A 17419-nucleotide genomic window follows, 5' to 3' on the forward strand; every position below is an offset into this window, starting at 1 on the left:
TTCCAGACCGTGGTTTTACGTCTTTGCTTGTTGAAAAACAAAACGCCGGGACAAATGACCCGGCGTCTGAAGAAAGAACTCAAGAAGCCGTCACGCCTCTTCGGGACCGTCAAGCTCCCGGCCAGCGTTTTCGGCAGCGCGTTTCTTCTCCACGAGTCGAGCCATATAGATGGAAACCTCGTAGAGAAGGATCGCTGGCAAGGCAAGACCGATCTGGGACATCGGATCGGGTGGCGTCAGAACGGCAGCCACGACGAAGGCGGCGACAATCGCGAATTTGCGCTTCTCTCTCAGCCAGTCGCTGGTCAGCAATCCGACACGCGCCAGAAGCGTGGTGACGACCGGCAACTGGAACACGAGACCGAAGGATAGAACCAGCGTCATGATGAGGCTGAGATACTCCGACACCTTCGGCATCAGCGAAATTGCGACCTCGCCGTCTTCCGGCAGCTGCTGCATGGCGAGGAAGAACCACATGACCATGGGCGTGAAGAAGAAGTAGACCAGCGCGCCGCCAAGCAGAAACAGCAGGGGCGATGCGATCAGGAACGGCAGGAAGGCGGCGCGCTCGTTCTTGTAGAGACCGGGCGCGACGAATTTGTAAAGCTGCGACGCAACCACAGGAAAGGAGATCACCATGGCGCCGAACATGGCAACCTTGATCTGGGTGAAGAAGAATTCCTGGGGGGCCGTATAGATCAGGGAGGACTTGGCGACGTCCAGCCCTGCCCAGATCACCGCCCACTTGTAAGGAATAACGAGGAGGTTGAACAGGTGCTTGGCCATGGCGAAGCAGGCCAGAAAGGCCACGAAAAATGCCCCCAGCGACCAGATGAGCCGCGTGCGCAATTCCATGAGGTGTTCGATAAGCGGCTGCGGCTTATCCTCGATATCCTCACTCATGCTTCATCCTTCTTGGCCTTGGCCGTTCGTGCTTTCTTGGCTGGCTCGGCAGCCATGGTGGCGTCGAACTTGGTGCGGGCCGCCTTCGACTTGGGCGCGGTAGCCAATGCGACCTTCTTATCCGCCGCCTTTGCTGACGTCTGTTTCGCAGCTTTGGCCGCAACGTCCGTCAGCGCAGGAGAACTTGCGGGCTCCGCCTGCATTTCCGCGACGGACGAGACCTTCGGCTTCTTCGCATCGGCCTTGGCCGAAATCGTGCGCGGTGCACGCTTGGGCTTGGCAGCGACCGCCTCGGCTTCGACTTCCTGCGTGGTTTTCGCGGCAGTCTTTCGGCTCCGCTTCGGCTTTTCGGCAACCGGTTCGACGACGGGCGTTGCTTGCGCAACAACGGGCGCTGGAGCCATCGGTGCGGCGGCGATCGGCGCAGGCGTCAAAGCGGGCGGCGGCGCGTCGGGCAACGTCATCTCCGGACCGGACAGGGTGACATCCGGGGCATCGACCGGGGCGCTGGTTGCCGGCCCGGACGGCGTTGCCGCCTTCTGCAGATCGGAGCGGATGTCATTACCGAGCTGACGCAAAGGGTTCATCGCATCGCGCAGGGAATTTGTCGGGTTGAGATTGCGGACATCGGCGATCGTCTGGCGCACATCGTCCATGTCGGCTTCTTTCATGGCCTCATCGAACTGCGCGCGAAAATCACCCGCCATCTTGCGGAAGCCGGCCATCGTCTTGCCGAAGGCACGGATCATGGGCGGCAAGTCTTTAGGGCCAACAACCACGATCAGGACGATCGCAATCACCAGCAGCTCGCTCCAGCCGATATCAAACATCAAAAAGCTCCCGACACGCGCAACAACGCGCCATGATCCTCAAGTCCCGACGACCAGGGCAAAGACGTGACCGCCCTACCCCGGATCAATTACTTGATCTCGTCAGCCTTGTGATCGACCGTCTTGGCATTGACATTGGTGTCGGCAGGCGGTGGCGTAGCGTCGTCATCGGCCATGCCCTTCTTGAAGCTCTTGATGCCCTTTGCGACATCACCCATCAATTCTGGAATCTTGCCCCGGCCGAACAGAACCAGCACGATCACAAGAACGATCAGCCAGTGCCAAACACTAAAAGAACCCATAACGCAAACTCCCTGAATTTTGCTTTGAACGATGTAAGCCGTTTGAATGGCTTTTTCAAACAACAAAATGGCTATTCAACAAAGTAAGGCAGCGAGAAATGCTGTGATGCAGCAGCATATCGACACATCTACGTGATCGCTGCGCACCCGCAACAAAATCAATCGTCTACGTCGCCACCGCGGGGGGCAAGCAGCCCCAGTTCTTCGAGATCGAGCTGCGTGATCGGGTCCTCGTCCTCGGTCAATTCGTTACTCATCGACGGCACGGGAATGCCGAAATTCGGCGGAATGCGGCCGGACAGCAGCCCCGCTCCCTTCAGTTCATCGAGGCCCGGCAAGTCGCGCAACTCCTCAAGGCCGAAGTGATCCAGAAACTCCACCGTCGTTCCCATGGTCACCGGACGCCCAGGGGTGCGGCGGCGCCCTCGAAAGCGCACCCATCCAGCCTCCATCAGCACATCCAGCGTGCCGCGCGAGGTCTGAACACCGCGTATATCCTCGATCTCGGCGCGCGTCACAGGCTGATGATAGGCGATGATCGCCAGTACCTCGAGTGCGGCACGCGAAAGCTTCTTCGGTTCCTTTTCATCGACATGGATGACGAAGGAAAGATCGCCCGCCGTGCGGAAGGCCCAGTTACCGCCGACCTGCACAAGATTGACGCCGCGTGTTGCGTAGACCTGCTTCAGCCGGTTCATCAAAGGCGGCACATCGACACCGCGCGGGATGCGCTCAGCGATGAAGGCTTCCGACACGGGCTGCGCTGAGGCGAAGACCAAGGCTTCAGCGATGCGCTCCGCCTCTCTTTCAAGACGCTCCGCAACCGTGCCGCCGCCTATCTCTGCACCTTCGCCAGAAACGCCGCCGTTCATATCCACATCATTCGACATCATCGGCCCTTTCAGAACGTTCCCGCGCTCTACCAGAGCCTTTACGCATGAAGATCGGTTGAAACGCTCCATCCTGGCGGATCTCCAGCGATCCTTCCCGCACAAGTTCCAGCGACGCTGCAAAGGCACTGGCAATGGCGGTGGCGCGCATTGAGGGATCGGGAACATATTGCAGGAGATACCGGTCGAGTTCCGTCCATTCACCGATTTCACCGAGCATAGAGGTCAGCAACTCGCGCGCTTCCACCAGCGACCAGACCTGGCGTTTCTCGATCGTTACCTGCGTGATCGCCTGGCGCTGGCGAAGCGTCGCATAGGCGCTCAGCAGGTCGTAAAGGCTCGCCTCGAATGCGGAACGACTGCGATGGGGAATGTGCTCCGGCGCACCACGGGCGAAGATATCGCGGCCGAGTTGATTGCGGTTCACCAGCCTTTCGGCGGCGTCGCGCATGGCTTCCAGACGCTTGAGGCGGAAGGCCAACGTCGCCGCCATTTCCTCGCCGGTCGGGCCCTCATCCTTGCTCTGTTGCGGGATCAGCAGCTTGGATTTGAGAAAGGCGAGCCAAGCCGCCATGACCAGATAGTCGGCGGCAAGTTCGATGCGGACCCGGCGCGCGGTTTCGACGAATTGTAGATATTGCTCCGCCAGCGCCAAAACGGAAATGCGGGAGAGATCGACCTTCTGAACGCGAGCCAGGTGCAGCAACAGATCGAGCGGGCCCTCAAAGCCCGCCACATCGATCATCAATGCCGCCTCGCCTGTCGCACGCTCTGGCGTCACATCCTGCCAGAGCTTGTCCATCGGCGTGCCGCCGCGCGATTTCTCTGCTGCCATTGTCTCGTCTGTCGGGCCTTTCGCTGGCGCTCTGCCCGCTCAGCGGATCAGGCAACCGCCAGCATGGCGTTGAATTCGTCTCTCAAGCTTGCCTCATCGGCATCGTCTGCAGCGGGGAAACCCGCTTCGACGGCCTTGGCGCGTTCCAGTGACCGGCCGGTGAGAGGGGGAACTTCCTTCACGACCTGGAGCATTTCACTCATCACGCCGTTGCAATGCAAGACTATATCGCAACCGCCCGCAACAATATTGGCAGCGCGCTCGCCAAGCGTCCCCTTCAATGCATTCATCGAACTATCATCCGACATCAGCAGTCCGTCAAAACCGATGCGTCCGCGAATGATCTCCTCGATCACCTTGCGGGACGTCGTGGCGGGGCGCTCGGGATCGATGGCATTGAAAACCAGATGCGCGCTCATGCCCATCAGTTCCTTGTTCAAGGCACGGAACGGGACGAAGTCATGCGCATCGAGATCATCCAGCGGCACGTCCACCACCGGTAGTTCATGATGCGAATCCACCATTCCGCGTCCATGGCCTGGAATGTGCTTCATCACCGGCAGCATCCCGCCGGCCTTCAGACCGTCAGCAGCCGCCTGCCCCATTTCCGAGACCATCTTCGGATCGAAGCCGTAAGCGCGGTTGCCGATGACATTGCTCGCACCTTCCACCGGAACATCGAGAACGGGCAGGCAATCCACATTGATGCCAAAGCGCATGAGATCGAAGGCGTGCAGGCGCGACATCAGCCAGGCGGCCCGCAGACCCTGCTCACGGTCGCGCAGATAGATCGCTCCCAACGCCTGGGCGTTCGGGTAGGACTGGAGGATCGGTGGGCGGATGCGTTGGACCCTCCCACCTTCCTGATCGATCAGAACCGGCGCGTCCGGGCGACCGACCGCCTCACGCATGGAAGCCACCAGATCGGTAATCTGCTGCGTGTCACCGATGTTGCGACCGAAGAGAATGAAACCCCAAGGCTGCTCCGCCTTGTAGAGGGCGATCTCCTCCTGTGTCAGCGTCAAGCCGCTGCAGCCAAGGATCATAGCTTTCGATTCAGTCATGGTATGGGTCCTGTCGATGAGGGCACGTGCAATGGATATCTGTTACGAAAAAAGCCGGGACGGCGTGACCATCCCGGCTTTTCAAATTACTTTTCGCGATCAGCGGGCGACGAGGCAGCTGCCGCCAGCAGAGCGGAAGCGTTCGCACAATGCCGCCGCTTCGTTTTTGTCACCAGCGGGGATGCGAACACGGTAGAACGTGCCCTTGCCGGCAATTTCGGCAGCCTTGATGTCTACACCACGTCCACCGATGACAGAGCCGAACTTCGCCGACATGTTCTGATAGGACTTCTGCGCTTCTGCCTGGCTCGGCAGAGATGCGATCTGGATGTAATAGCCACCCGAAGACGGCGTGCTGGTTGCCGCTGCAGGCGTAGCGGACGCCGTCTGCTGAGCAGGCTGGGCCGGTGCCGCCGGGCGGACGTTACCCTGATTGGTCACGGTGGCAACCACGTTTGCAGGCTGGCTGGACGGACGGGCCGCTGGAAGCGGTGCAGCCGTTTGGGTCTGGGCCGGCTGAGCCGCGGCAGGTGCCGGACGAGCCGAGGTCTGCGCTGCCTGGGCAGGCTGCTCGGGCGTCACGGGAACACGAGAGGTGGCGAGTACCGATGGTGCCTTTTCCGTGGTTGCCGGAGCCGCCAGTTCTTCGACCTTATCCTGCTGTGGTGTCTCAGCCGCAGGTGCCGGCACTTCCTGTGCAACAAGCGTACCGTCCGGCTTGACGATCATGGTGCGCACCTTGCGGGGCGAAACATTCACGCCGGACTGACCGTTGTGTTCTGCGGTCTGGGTGTTCTCGCCACGGGAGAGCAGACGCGGATCTTCCGTTTCGCCAACCGGTGTGGACGTACCGTCCTGCATCTGGTCGGCTTCGTCTTCCATCGGAAGCTGCTCAGGAATGAGCGTGCGCTGCACGACATCCACAGGCTCTTCATTGGTCGAAATCAGCGATGGCTGCTTGGGGTCGGACGGTGCCGCACCGGCAACGCGGTCATAAACCGCCTTGTCCTGGTTCGGTACAACGCGACCACCCGGATTTTCCGGCACGACTTTCGTTGGCTCGCTGTCGGCGGAGATAATCACCGGCGCGCCGTTCGAACCCATGTGGGAGGAACCGCCACCGATCAGCGCATAGGTGCCGCCACCGATGAGAAGGAGACCAACAGCCGCTGCCATTGGGACGAACCAACGACGGGCACCGCCTTCGCGCTCATCCTCGGCATAACGAACCTGCTGCTCTGGAGCGGCATCTTCGCGTGTCTGCGAACCGAGGCGGCCTTTTGCCGCCTCCTGCATGCTGCGGCGGAAGTCCTGCTCCAGCGCACGCTCGAACTCGTCTACCTCTTCCTGCGTCGGCTGAAGCTGTGCCTGACGCGGCGCTGCATTCTTGTGACGATCAAGACCACCGGAAGCAGGCGAGGCAAAGAGCGAGGCAAGCTCGGTGTCGAGATCGAGATCTTCTTCCTGACGGCGCGCAACCGGCTTCGGCTCGAAAACGCCAACGGGCAGTTCCGGAACGTCCAACTCGGTGATGGTTTCAGGAGCGTCCTCGGTTTCACCGATCTGGCTAGGATCGAAAGGCAGGCTTTCCAGCGACGCGACAGGCGCAACTGGCTGCTGAGCTGCAGGACGACGTTCCTCGTAGCGCGTACGCTCAACGACCGGCTGAGGCTGCGAGCGGGAAGCGACAGGTGCAGCGGCAACAATCGGTGCTGCTGCTGGCTTCGGCTGCATGACTGGCGCCGGCTTTGGGGCAGGCGCAGCCTGGGCTACGGGTGCAGGTGCCACTTCGATATTGGCGATCTCGGACAAATCGATGTCAAAATCGATATCCTCAAGCGCAAGCTCGAAATCAGAGTCGTTGAAAGCGTCGAAGTCATCGGCAGCAGAAGGGGCTGCGACGGGCGCCGGTGCTTCAGCGCGAGGCGCTGGCGCGACCGGTGCAGAGACACGCGGGGCTGGAGCGACAGCGACCGGCGCAGACGCGGCAGGTGCCGAGACAACCGGTTGCGGTGCGACTGGCTTTGGTGCCGCAGCAGGCGTTCCGAAAACAGGCTCTGCGCGGACGGGTGCAGGCACTGGCTTGACGGCCTGGGCTTTGATCACCGGCTCGACGGCTGGCAAGATCGGGGCAGCCGTGACGACCGGCTCCATTCTGGCAACAGGCGCAGCAGCATCGACGCTCTTGTTGCTGATCCCGTAGCGTGCAACGTCATAGATCAGCTCGTCCATGGCGGACATCTTCTGACCAGCGAGCACGTCGGCGGTCAATTCATCGGCGACAGGCGCGCGTGGTTCAACGGCTGGGATCGCCGCTGGAGCAGGCCGCGGCTGAGCCTTCGGAGCCACAGGCGTCGCCCGGGTCGTGCCGAAATTGGCAAGCGGCAACCGCAGGCTGGAGAAATCGAGCGAGGACTTGCGCAGCGATGGCGCGGTCGGCTGGAGAGAGGGCGCGTCATCGGCGACCGACATTTCCAGTTCGCTGGCGAGATCGATCGCCGTCTCTCCGGATGTCTCCGCCATGCGCTCCCAATCCGGCTCCTGGACAGGGGCTGGCTGGTGCTGGGTGGCTGGCTGCGGCGCAGCGACCGGCTGCTGCATCTGGACCGGCTGTTCGTAAGCGCGCGGCTCAGGTGAAAGAGCAGCATGGACCGGAGCTTCTACGACGGCCTCGGGTGCAGCGGCATAGTCCGGTTCACGGGGTTCTGGTGCTTGGTCGCGATGATTGACATCAAACACAGAAGCGACCGAGTCGGGGTCATCGCTGAAATCGTCTCTCAGATCGGAACGGGGTGCTGGTGCAGCGTGCTCCGCGACCAGATAGTCTTCATGGCCCGCAGGGACTTGTGGCGCAACCGGCTCGAGCTCAGGCTCGCGGCGGGAGAACACCGATTCAACCCGCTGCATGAACTCGTTGACCGGAACAGGCGCGCGCACATCGTTGGCGGGATCCAGCGCGATGGGCTCGTGGCGCGGCGCGTCATAGACGGCGAACTCGCGAAGCAGCTCATCCTCGAGGTTGAATTCCGGCTCCCGGCGCGTGGCAGGCGGCGCAGCGTTCTGCGCAGCCAGGGGAGCGACATGGGGAGGACGATCCTCTTGCGCAACAAGTTGCGCCAATTGAGCCAGGGGATCGTTGTCAGCGAATTCCTGCGACCGAGAGTCTCGGTTATACGCGACATTTTTTTCGACCATTACGTGTTCCACCATCTACGCATCACAGCACTTGCCAGCGTATTGTGAGCAAATAATGGTGAGGGATGTCATCGCATCTCGTCAGGCGCATCCGCTCCCAAAAGCGTCAATCCAGACTTCAGCACATTTGCGACAGCACTCACCAGCCCTAGTCTGGCAACGCTCAATTCTCGGTTTTTATCGTTAACAAAACGTAATTCCGGCTGATCTTTACCTTTGTTCCAGTGTCCATGGAAGGAACTGGCCAGATCGTAGAGGTAAAATGCCAAGCGATGCGGCTCATGATTCTGTGCCGCAGACTCGATCAGACGCGGATATTCCGCCAGCTTTGCGATCAACTGCAACTCATTGACATCGTTAATCAAAACCGATCCGGAAGACAGAGCGGAAACGTCCAGATCCAGCCCCGGAAACGCCTCGTTCGCCTGCCGGAAAACCGACTTGCAACGAGCATGAGCATATTGCACATAAAATACCGGATTGTCTTTAGATTGCTCGGTCACCTTGGCAAAATCGAAGTCCAGTGGCTCCGAATTCTTCCGGTAGAGCATCATGAATCGCACCGGATCGCGTCCGACTTCGTCGACGACGTCCCGCAATGTGACGAAAGCGCCAGAGCGTTTCGACATCTTGACCGGCTCGCCATCACGGAAAAGTTTGACGAGCTGGCAGAGCAGCACGGTGAGCTTCGACTTGCCTTCGGAAACGGCGCGCGCAACCGCCTCCAGACGCTTGACGTAACCGCCATGATCGGCACCGAGCACATAAATCATCTCGGAGAAGCCACGATCGTACTTGTCCTTGAAGTAGGCGACGTCGGCTGCAAAGTAGGTATAGGTGCCGTCCGACTTCATCAGCGGGCGATCCATATCGTCACCCACCTCCGTCGAGCGGAAGAGCGTCTGTTCGCGGTCTTCCCAATCTTCCGAAACCTCGCCCTTCGGCGGCGGCAGCGTGCCCTTATAGACATGACCCTTGAAGGTCAGGTCGTTGATGGCAGAAAGAATCGGGCCGGCATTACCAGCATGAAGAGTCCGCTCGGAATAGAACACATCGTGCTTGACGTTCAATGCCGCGAGATCCTCACGGATCATCGCCATCATCGCATCGATTGCCTTGTCCTTGACGATCGGCAGCCACTGTTCTTCCGGCATGGTCCGAAGCTTGATGCCGTACTCATCCGCCAGTGCCTTTCCGACGGGAACGAGATAGTCGCCGGGGTAAAGACCGGGCGGAATCGTGCCTACATCTTCACCGAGTGCTTCGCGGTAACGCAGGAACACCGACTTCGCCAGCACATCGATCTGCGAGCCAGCATCGTTGATGTAGTATTCCTTGGTCACGTCATAGCCGGCAAAGGAGAGCACGTTCGCCAGCGTATCGCCGACGACAGCGCCGCGGCAGTGACCGACATGCATAGGCCCTGTCGGATTGGCGGACACATATTCGACGTTGATCTTCTTACCCGTTCCTACCGTGGACCGGCCAAAATCCTGACCTTGCGAAATCATGCCGGCCAGGAGCCGCTGCCAGTAGCCGACCGATACGCGAATGTTGATGAAACCGGGACCGGCAACATTGACGCTATCGACATCGGCATCCTGCTCAAGGGCCGGAACGATCAGCTCGGCCAGCGCGCGCGGATTGGTGCCGAGTGGCTTTGCCAGCACCATGGCCGCGTTGGTCGCGACGTCGCCATGGCTTGGATCGCGTGGCGATTCCACGGTGACACGGCCAAAATCGACAGCATCGCGATGGGCTTTGACGAGATCGATCGTCTCGAGAGCTTTTTTGATTCGTGCGTCAAAATCGGCAAAAAGGTTCATGGTCATCTACCTGCGCGAAGGGCTTTCAGTCATTTAGTATTGGCTTCGCAATTGCGCGCTGCCTATCGCAAATCGGGTGTATGGTCAAACAGCCGCTGGTGTGTTCTCAGGGCATAACTGTCTGTCATACCGGCCAGATAATCGCCCACATGGCGGGCTCTGGCAGCCTCGGTCATGCCGGGAATGCTGTCCACCCAGTAGTGGCTTTGCATCTCCGCTGGCGTTTCCATGTAGCGATGGAAAAGATCGGTGACGATCTGTGTCGCGCCTGCGCGTATGCGCATGATGTCCGGGTGGCGATAGATATGTCCGAAGAGCAGCTTCTTGATCTGCTTGTCGGTCTCAGCCATCGGCGGCGAAAAGGTCGCGATGGTGCGGTCGGCGGCGCGAATGTCGGACGCACTTTTCGGCTTTAGGAGGCCAAGATTTTGTTGCGCGACGCCGATCACATCTTCAACCATCCTTGTGATCTGACGGCGCATGATCTCATGCGCGAAGCGATCGTCGTCGAGCGACGGGTATTTTGCCCGAACTTCGGCCATCAGGCTTGAGAGAAACGGAACTTCCTCCAACATGTCGAAGGTCAGATAACCTGCACGCAGACCATCGTCGATGTCATGAGTATTATAGGCAATGTCATCGGCAATGGCGGCGACTTGCGCCTCCAGGCTGGCGAAGGTACCGATCTCCAGATCCTGCAGCTGGCAATATTCGAGGATCGGCAGTGGTACCGGACCATGCGTTCCCTCACCCGCCGCATTCAACAGCGGGCCATTATGCTTGACCAGACCTTCAAGTGTTTCCCAGGTCAGGTTGATGCCGTCATATTCGGCGTAGCGCCGCTCGAGCTTGGTGACGATGCGCAGTGACTGGGCGTTGTGATCGAAGCCGCCATAGGGTTTCAACACCGCATCCAGCGCATCTTCACCGGTGTGACCGAAGGGCGTGTGGCCAAAGTCATGCACCAGCGCCACGCCTTCCGCCAGATCTTCATCCAGCTTCAGGGCACGGGCAAGGGCGCGGGCGATCTGTGCGACCTCGATCGTGTGGGTCAAACGCGTGCGGTAATGATCACCATCCGGGCTGATGAACACCTGCGTCTTGTGCTTAAGGCGCCGAAAGGCCGTCGTGTGAACGATGCGGTCTCGATCGCGCTGGAACTCGGAGCGCGTCAGGCTGGAGGTCTCGGGAAACAGACGCCCGCGCGTCGTCCATGGATCGGCGGCATAGACCGCTCTCTCTCCGCTACCAAAACCCAACGCACGCTGATCGATAATCATCTCTGTCCTGCCATCGGCCCATTGACCTTTTACACTGCCCTTCATACCTATCGCGGAGGTTGCCGCAAAGCGCGTTTGCTGGTGGTAACGCTATAGACTGTGAATTTGACTGGTTTATAATCGGTCTTACACAGAACTTTGCTCTCCGGTTCTTGACCCCGGTTGGAGAAATGACATGACCACAGACGTTACACTCTCTGAATCCGCTGCGAAACGAATCGCCCAGATCGTCTCCGCCGAGGCAGGCAAGCAGGCGCTCCGCGTATCCGTCGAAGGCGGCGGCTGTTCCGGCTTTTCCTATAAGTTCGACCTCGACGGCGCACCGACCGACGACGATATCGTCATATCGCGCGGCGAGGCAAAGGTGCTGATTGACAGCATGTCGATCGTCTACATGGCCGGTTCCGAAATCGATTTTGTCGATAACCTGCTCGGCCAGTCTTTCCAGATCAAGAACCCCAACGCGGTTGCCAGCTGCGGTTGCGGGACCAGCTTTTCGATCTAGAGCGCTTCCTGTTGAAAGAGTGAAAACCGGTGGCTTTCGCTGCCTCATCGGGTAAAACAGGGTCCAAACGGAATGGAACCTGCGATGAAGATTGCCACCTGGAACATCAACGGCGTCAAGGCGCGCATCGAAAACCTTTGCGAATGGCTGAAGGATTCGAGCCCGGATATCGCCTGCCTTCAGGAAATCAAATCCGTCGATGAAAACTTCCCGCGCCTCGAGATCGAAGCGCTGGGCTACCATGTGGAAACCCACGGCCAGAAAGGCTTCAATGGGGTCGCGCTTCTCTCCAAAATGCGCCCCGATGAGGTCAATCGCGGCCTGCCGGGTGATGACGCTGATGAACAGGCCCGCTTCATCGAAGGTGTGTTTTCCGTGCAGGGCGGTGTCATCCGCGTCTGCTCGCTCTATCTGCCGAACGGCAACCCGCCGGATGATCCGGTGAAGTATCCTTACAAGCTGGCCTGGATGGAGAGGCTGCGCCGCTTTGCCGAAGAGCGGATGCGACTGGAAGAGCCGTTGATTCTGGCCGGCGACTACAACGTCATTCCTGAGCCTTTCGACTGCCATGACCCAAGGGTGTGGGCCGGCGACGCCCTGTTCCTGCCGCAGACACGCGCGGCTTTCAGAAGGTTCGAAAATCTCGGCCTCACCGATGCCACCCGCGCCACCTCCGACGAGGCCGGGCTTTACACCTTCTGGGACTATCAGGCAGGCGCCTGGCAGAAGAACAACGGCATCCGCATTGACCACCTGATGCTGTCATCGGAAGCAGCAGACAGGCTGCATTCCGTCTCCATCGAGAAACATGTCCGCGCCTGGGAAAAGCCATCCGACCACGTGCCGGTCTCCGGCTACTTTGACTTCGAAGCAGCCTGACATCGCGGCGGATAAGATGGGATGAGGCCGGACGCGATCATCTCACGCCCGGCCCCGTGCCTCGTTGGTATCGGAAGAGACTGCAGGTCAGAACTCTTCCCACTCGCTCTTCATGGCCACCGCTGCATTGCCGCGATATGGCGATACGGTCGACCTCCTCACTGGCGCATGATGCTGGGAATTCGCTGCTGTCTGCGCGGGTGCGGCTGGACTGCTGCCCGTCTTAAAGCGGGCCACGAGATTGCTGAGATTGACTGCCTCGTCAGCAAGCTTGCTGGTCGCCGCTGTGGATTGCTCCACCATCGCCGCGTTCTGCTGGGTCGTCTGGTCCATCTGGTTGACGGCGCCGTTCACTTCACTGAGGCCGGTGGACTGTTCTTTCGAGGCGGTGGCAATCGAGTGAACATGTTCATCGATTTTCCCGACATGGTCTCGGATCGCTTCCAGCGCTCCACCGGTCTCTGTCACGAGCGAAACGCCGGCAGTCACCTCATTGCGGGATCTGACGATCAGCGTCTTGATGTCCTTCGCCGCTGTTGCTGAACGTTGGGCAAGCTCCCGCACTTCCTGCGCAACGACAGCAAAGCCCTTACCAGCCTCGCCGGCACGGGCAGCCTCCACACCCGCATTCAATGCCAGAAGATTTGTCTGGAAGGCGATCTCGTCAATGACATTGATGATGTTGCCGATCTCATTGGACGCCTGCTCGATGCGCCCCATAGCCGAGACGGCGTTTCTGACGACATTGCTGGACTGTTCGGTGCTCTGGCGGGCCTGCGCAACCATTTCGGAGGCTTCGCTCGAGCGGGCGGTGGAGTTCTTCACGGCCGACGTGATCTCCTCGAGTGCCGCTGCCGTCTCTTCAAGCGAAGCCGCCTGCTGTTCGGTGCGTTTCGACAAGTCGTCAGAGGCGATGCGCAGCTCGCCCGCCCCGCTCCTGATCATGTCGATTGCGGAACGGACCTCCATCATCACGGAGCGAAGGCTGTCCATCGTTGCGTTGACGTTGCGCTGCAGTTCGAGAAACACACCGCGGAAATCACCCTGCATCGATTCCGTCAGGTCGCCATCCGCAAGCACCGCGACCACGCGATTGGTCTCTGCCACGCCACGGTCTACCGATGTGACCAATTCGTTGACGCTGAGCGCGAAGCGATTGAGGTCCGGGTTCTCATAACGCTTGCTGATGCGAGCGGAGAAATCACCCGCAACCGCAGAGGAGACGACCTGGGCGATATTGCTCTGTAAATCCGCATTCTGCTCCTGGAGTGCGGCCTCCTGTGCCGCAAGATCACGAACCCGCACCGCATTCTCTTTGAACACCAGAACAGCTCTGGCCATATCACCTACCTCGTCCTTATTGTCGGCGTAGGGGATAGCGACGGACAGATCACCGTCCGCCAGCGTCTTCATGCAATCGGTGGTTCTCGTAATCGGCGTCGCAATGGCCCGGCGGCCAAAGAAGGCGGAGACGATCATCAGCAGAACCATGAGGCCTGAGAGAATGATAGTAATCGTGGAGGCAAGCGCCTGTAGCTGCCGGCGTTCTTCATTGGCTGCGTCTGATTTCGCTTTCGCGTCATTGACGATTTCATCAGCCAGCGACGCCAGTTGAGCGCTCGCATTTTTCAAAGGAGCAAGCTGCTGAGAGATATCGGCGTTTGCGGCACGATCGGTCGCGAGCTTTCCGACGTCAGCGCTGTACTTTGCGAGCACGTCGGAAATTTTCTGAGCACGGTCCTTATTGCTGGAGGCCGCCATCGCGGCTGTCCCAAGCTCAAGATATTTGACAGCCGACTCATGGCGTTTTGTCGTGTAGGTCTGCGCCTCTTTCAGTTCAGTCGGCGTAGACGCTAACCTTATGTCGCCCACACCGATTTCCATGCCTCGCAGCGAGGCCTTCATATCCACCATGTTGCGGGCGAGGTCAGCCTGAACGCGGCCCTTTGAGACAGCGGCGTCCACGGATTGAGAGAGAAACCAGCCCGTCACAGAAGCAGTCAGAACGAGGACAACGCCCGCACCTGACATGAGGGCGAGTTTGGTACGAATGCGGGAAAAATCCAACGCCATAGCAGCATCCCATTGACGAAAATTCAGAATGAACAGGACATGCTTTGTGGAGCAACTCGGGCGCGATTCATTCAGCCCGCAAGAGTAGAAGGAGACACGAAAGCAACCTATGGTCGCTCTCTACGCTTAATATAACGTTATTGTGAACGACTAAGAGTTCGCTGAAGCATGTCGCGCAAAAGTGTGCAGCGGTTTTGCGATAAAGACATGCGATAAAACAAGGGCCTAAAGCGAACGAGCGTATCTGAAAGATCACGACATGCTTTAGAACAGAAGTTCCGGAAATTCCGCAGACATCTGCTTAATCCGCATCACCGGAGGAAATGTTGCGTGCGAGTTGAATTGCTACGCGACGGTCATCTTCAGCGGCGACAGAGAAAGCCTGCTCCTGAAGGTTTTGTATCCACACACAGTTCGCGGCTGCGCATTTGTCCAGCGCGGCGGTCATGAAGGCCAGTCCTCGAACTGTCTGTCCTTCCTGGAACAGCAGGTTGCCGAAGATCGACATGGCACCTGCATGACCGTGCTTGCGAGCCTGGTTCAGCCACTTCTTGGCCTGCTGTGCGTCCGCACGACCGCCCTCGCCTGCGAGGATCATTTGGGCCAGTTGAAACTGCGCCTCGGCCACACCGAAGGTCGATGCGACCTGGAAGTAAAGCTGGCGTGCCTGGCCAAGATCCATCTTCACAGGGCTGCCGGGAATACCGTGCCGGTAATAATCGGCGAGAGACAGCAACGCATTGACGAAAAAGCCCGTGTCTTCCGAACCGGGCTCCACGCCTTGGCTGGCAATCTCGCTGTAAATCTTGAAGGCTTCGAAGTCGTTCTTGGCGACGCCATCACCATAGGCGTACATATTGGCAAGAGCCCAGCGAGAGCCGGTATGCCCCTTTTCAGCCGCGTAGCGATACGCCTCGACAGCATCTTCCTTCTTGCCATTCTTGTAGGACTTGAAGCCGAACTTGAAGAGATCGAAAGGGCCCGATTCCTTGGTAACGCCTGAATTGATATCGAATGCCAGAACCGGCACTGAAAGCGATGCGAGCATCAGCCCCAGACATAGCGGTTTCAAAACGTTGATGTCACATCTCAGCATTTCAACGAACTTCTCTCACTCTTCCCGCACATGGCGAAGGCGAACCTTACGTCCATAGCCGGCCGCGATCTCTCAACACACTGCGTCGTTCCGGCACCAGCTTTCAATGTGCTGCCGGTGGTCCTGAGCGGTAATACATCAGCAATCTCATGAGCACAGGTATAAGCACCGTTTCCGGCAACATCACGGCGTCTGTTCGCCGTCTGGACTCCACCAAACAAGCTTTGACGGGAACACCCCATCTTTACTTGCTTAAAGCCTGAATCCGCACCTGTTTTCACTTCCACCACTTCCGCAGCACCACTTTTGATGTCTGCATATTCTTCCATTCCCGCGCCGTCGAAAGCACTCAAGCACATGCTTTGTGGCGGGAAGTGGACAAATACGACCACATTCTTACGCTACGTGAAGGTTGCAGAAATTTGTTGCCAAATCGTCACAATATTGCCGATCGGCAACAAAAAAACCCGGTCACGATGGACCGGGTTTTGTAGGCCAGAATTACAGTTTTTAGAACTTGACCTTCAGCGAAGTTGACACTGCAGCGACGATGTCATTTCCAAAGTCGTAAGAAACGCCGTTGCCGAGTGCAGCGCCATCGATCGTCCGCTGGGACGAACTTCCACTCGTCAATACACCGATTGCGCCGGCGATACGCCAGTCAACATTCTCATTGATTGCACGTTGCAAACCAGCACCGAGGGTCCATGTGTCCGTCTGGCTACCGAAGCCCTGTGACGTTCCGCGATCCCATGTTACGGTCACCGCACCGCTCCATTGATCGTTAAACTTATGGCCGATACCGCCAGACACGGTCCAGCCATCACGATAGCCGAGATCCAGAGATGTCGCCTGTCCGCCCGCAGCACACAAGCCCGGTGTAGCCGTCCGGCAATAGAACGGAATCGTAGTAAACTGGCTCCAGTCCGTCCATTTGACGGAGCCAAGCGCCAACCAATCCGGAGCGATACCACTCTGGAATTTGAATTCCAAAGAGTCTGGCATGTCTTGTGCGCCATAGACCCCAACGACTGGCCTGCCTAGGGCCGCGACTTGGGAGAGGTCAAGCGTGCCAGTAATATCATTGAGCTTTACCGCACTGTTGTAGACCAAGCTGGCACGAAGCGCATATTCCGGTATCTCATACGCTACACCAGCGCGCCATCCCCAGCCATCACCTTCAAGGTCCAATCGGCCCACGGCCGTAGGAGCTACTTCGCGCTCCTTAAATCCGGAAAGCTCTTGGTAGAAGCCACCGCCGATCAAGCGAAGTTGACCCTGTCCGACGTCGAATTTGTAAGAGCAAGTTAAAGCGTAGTTGTTGCTCCTGACCTTGGTCTCGACGTTTTCGTTTGCACCTGCCCAGTTTGTGCCGGGTTTTGTGTGCGCCCCCCACGGCTGCGAGTAATCTGCCAAGCAGTCGATGTCGTCAGTCAACCCGGCCTTGAAGCCGATGCGAGGAACCCAGTAACTCTCGCTGTCATCAGCGGAGTTTGGACGCCCGTTGAGGTTGCCACCACTAGCGGGGCTGGTGTCAACTACGTTCTTCAACTTGCGCTGAGGAGCGACAAATGTTGCTGCTGTGTCCATCGTAAAACGGGAGGTATCGAACAGCTGATCGATGTTGTAACCGCCGCGCTCGAGTCCACCAGCAAATGCGGGGGTGACAGAAGTGATGCCGACAGCAAGGCACACCGCACCGTGTATGATTGAAACTCTTTTTGCCATCTCTCTCCCCAAT

15 protein-coding genes are annotated in these 17419 nt (G+C 58.7%); 2 read left to right on the plus strand and 13 right to left on the minus strand.

The features are described from left to right. Positions 1 to 90 precede the first annotated feature (90 nt). The 9 genes from tatC to ACTJK5_RS14050 all read right to left on the minus strand — a co-directional run bounded on the left by tatC (position 91) and on the right by ACTJK5_RS14050 (position 11125). A complete protein-coding gene (gene tatC / locus ACTJK5_RS14010; protein ID WP_062424262.1) occupies positions 91 to 903 on the minus strand; it encodes a twin-arginine translocase subunit TatC in 813 nt (270 codons plus the stop codon). Next, entirely contained in the window at positions 900 to 1733 is an 834-nt protein-coding gene (gene tatB / locus ACTJK5_RS14015) for a Sec-independent protein translocase protein TatB (protein ID WP_440612723.1), read from the minus strand. Before tatB ends, tatC begins: the two co-directional genes overlap by 4 nt. An 89-nt stretch (positions 1734 to 1822) precedes the next feature. Then, positions 1823 to 2035 (minus strand): twin-arginine translocase TatA/TatE family subunit, encoded by a 213-nt coding sequence (locus ACTJK5_RS14020; protein WP_062424260.1) that lies wholly within the window; start codon positions 2033 to 2035, stop codon positions 1823 to 1825. A 158-nt stretch (positions 2036 to 2193) separates the two neighbouring features. After that, positions 2194 to 2907, minus strand: a complete 714-nt coding sequence (gene scpB / locus ACTJK5_RS14025) for an SMC-Scp complex subunit ScpB (protein WP_440612808.1) — start codon at positions 2905 to 2907, stop codon at positions 2194 to 2196. Between the two features lie 7 nt (positions 2908 to 2914). Further along, positions 2915 to 3760 carry a segregation and condensation protein A gene (locus ACTJK5_RS14030; protein WP_062424259.1) on the minus strand — a complete coding sequence of 282 codons (846 nt, stop codon included), beginning with the start codon at positions 3758 to 3760 and terminating at the stop codon, positions 2915 to 2917. A gap of 47 nt (positions 3761 to 3807) precedes the next feature. Further along, positions 3808 to 4824 (minus strand): beta-N-acetylhexosaminidase, encoded by a 1017-nt coding sequence (gene nagZ, locus ACTJK5_RS14035; RefSeq protein ID WP_440612724.1) that lies wholly within the window; start codon positions 4822 to 4824, stop codon positions 3808 to 3810. Between the two features lie 99 nt (positions 4825 to 4923). After that, positions 4924 to 8019 carry an SPOR domain-containing protein gene (locus ACTJK5_RS14040; protein WP_440612725.1) on the minus strand — a complete coding sequence of 1032 codons (3096 nt, stop codon included), beginning with the start codon at positions 8017 to 8019 and terminating at the stop codon, positions 4924 to 4926. A gap of 68 nt (positions 8020 to 8087) precedes the next feature. Beyond that, on the minus strand, positions 8088 to 9845 hold the full coding sequence (gene argS, locus ACTJK5_RS14045; RefSeq protein WP_440612726.1) for an arginine--tRNA ligase: 1758 nt from the start codon (positions 9843 to 9845) through the stop codon (positions 8088 to 8090). Positions 9846 to 9907: 62 nt separating this feature from the next. Beyond that, positions 9908 to 11125 carry a deoxyguanosinetriphosphate triphosphohydrolase gene (locus ACTJK5_RS14050; RefSeq protein WP_440612727.1) on the minus strand — a complete coding sequence of 406 codons (1218 nt, stop codon included), beginning with the start codon at positions 11123 to 11125 and terminating at the stop codon, positions 9908 to 9910. Between the two features lie 175 nt (positions 11126 to 11300). Here ACTJK5_RS14050 and erpA point away from each other — a divergent pair, with 175 nt between their 5' ends. Then, on the plus strand, positions 11301 to 11630 hold the full coding sequence (gene erpA, locus ACTJK5_RS14055) for an iron-sulfur cluster insertion protein ErpA (protein WP_062424255.1): 330 nt from the start codon (positions 11301 to 11303) through the stop codon (positions 11628 to 11630). An 84-nt stretch (positions 11631 to 11714) separates the two neighbouring features. Next, positions 11715 to 12509, plus strand: coding sequence for an exodeoxyribonuclease III (gene xth / locus ACTJK5_RS14060; protein ID WP_113180485.1), 795 nt, complete (start codon positions 11715 to 11717; stop codon positions 12507 to 12509). An 87-nt stretch (positions 12510 to 12596) separates the two neighbouring features. On the opposite strand, the gene ACTJK5_RS14065 is transcribed toward xth, so the two are convergent. The 4 genes from ACTJK5_RS14065 to ACTJK5_RS14080 all read right to left on the minus strand — a co-directional run bounded on the left by ACTJK5_RS14065 (position 12597) and on the right by ACTJK5_RS14080 (position 17406). Then, positions 12597 to 14582 (minus strand): methyl-accepting chemotaxis protein, encoded by a 1986-nt coding sequence (locus ACTJK5_RS14065; RefSeq protein WP_440612728.1) that lies wholly within the window; start codon positions 14580 to 14582, stop codon positions 12597 to 12599. A 301-nt stretch (positions 14583 to 14883) separates the two neighbouring features. Further along, positions 14884 to 15678 carry an exopolysaccharide production regulator ExoR gene (gene exoR / locus ACTJK5_RS14070; RefSeq protein WP_062424253.1) on the minus strand — a complete coding sequence of 265 codons (795 nt, stop codon included), beginning with the start codon at positions 15676 to 15678 and terminating at the stop codon, positions 14884 to 14886. Then, entirely contained in the window at positions 15672 to 16007 is a 336-nt protein-coding gene (locus ACTJK5_RS14075) for a hypothetical protein (protein ID WP_440612729.1), read from the minus strand. The genes exoR and ACTJK5_RS14075 overlap by 7 nt, the downstream gene beginning before the upstream one ends. Before the next feature lie 181 nt (positions 16008 to 16188). Then, the gene (locus tag ACTJK5_RS14080; protein ID WP_440612809.1) at positions 16189 to 17406 is read right to left on the minus strand and encodes an OmpP1/FadL family transporter; all 1218 of its coding nucleotides are present in this window, start codon (positions 17404 to 17406) and stop codon (positions 16189 to 16191) included. Positions 17407 to 17419: the final 13 nt, after the last annotated feature.

Source organism: Agrobacterium sp. 22094 (genome assembly GCF_052046015.1).
Classification (GTDB): Bacteria; Pseudomonadota; Alphaproteobacteria; order Rhizobiales; family Rhizobiaceae; genus Agrobacterium; species Agrobacterium cavarae.

What these genes read in the sequence shown, in the direction of transcription:
- tatC (WP_062424262.1), bottom strand. Translation starts at nt 903, where the DNA reads ATGAGTGAGGATATCGAGGATAAGCCGCAGCCGCTTATCGAACACCTC.
- tatB (WP_440612723.1), bottom strand. Translation starts at nt 1,733, where the DNA reads ATGTTTGATATCGGCTGGAGCGAGCTGCTGGTGATTGCGATCGTCCTG.
- ACTJK5_RS14020 (WP_062424260.1), bottom strand. Translation starts at nt 2,035, where the DNA reads ATGGGTTCTTTTAGTGTTTGGCACTGGCTGATCGTTCTTGTGATCGTG.
- scpB (WP_440612808.1), bottom strand. Translation starts at nt 2,907, where the DNA reads ATGAACGGCGGCGTTTCTGGCGAAGGTGCAGAGATAGGCGGCGGCACG.
- ACTJK5_RS14030 (WP_062424259.1), bottom strand. Translation starts at nt 3,760, where the DNA reads ATGGCAGCAGAGAAATCGCGCGGCGGCACGCCGATGGACAAGCTCTGG.
- nagZ (WP_440612724.1), bottom strand. Translation starts at nt 4,824, where the DNA reads ATGACTGAATCGAAAGCTATGATCCTTGGCTGCAGCGGCTTGACGCTG.
- ACTJK5_RS14040 (WP_440612725.1), bottom strand. Translation starts at nt 8,019, where the DNA reads ATGGTCGAAAAAAATGTCGCGTATAACCGAGACTCTCGGTCGCAGGAA.
- argS (WP_440612726.1), bottom strand. Translation starts at nt 9,845, where the DNA reads ATGAACCTTTTTGCCGATTTTGACGCACGAATCAAAAAAGCTCTCGAG.
- ACTJK5_RS14050 (WP_440612727.1), bottom strand. Translation starts at nt 11,125, where the DNA reads ATGATTATCGATCAGCGTGCGTTGGGTTTTGGTAGCGGAGAGAGAGCG.
- erpA (WP_062424255.1), top strand. Translation starts at nt 11,301, where the DNA reads ATGACCACAGACGTTACACTCTCTGAATCCGCTGCGAAACGAATCGCC.
- xth (WP_113180485.1), top strand. Translation starts at nt 11,715, where the DNA reads ATGAAGATTGCCACCTGGAACATCAACGGCGTCAAGGCGCGCATCGAA.
- ACTJK5_RS14065 (WP_440612728.1), bottom strand. Translation starts at nt 14,582, where the DNA reads ATGGCGTTGGATTTTTCCCGCATTCGTACCAAACTCGCCCTCATGTCA.
- exoR (WP_062424253.1), bottom strand. Translation starts at nt 15,678, where the DNA reads ATGCTGAGATGTGACATCAACGTTTTGAAACCGCTATGTCTGGGGCTG.
- ACTJK5_RS14075 (WP_440612729.1), bottom strand. Translation starts at nt 16,007, where the DNA reads ATGGAAGAATATGCAGACATCAAAAGTGGTGCTGCGGAAGTGGTGGAA.
- ACTJK5_RS14080 (WP_440612809.1), bottom strand. Translation starts at nt 17,406, where the DNA reads ATGGCAAAAAGAGTTTCAATCATACACGGTGCGGTGTGCCTTGCTGTC.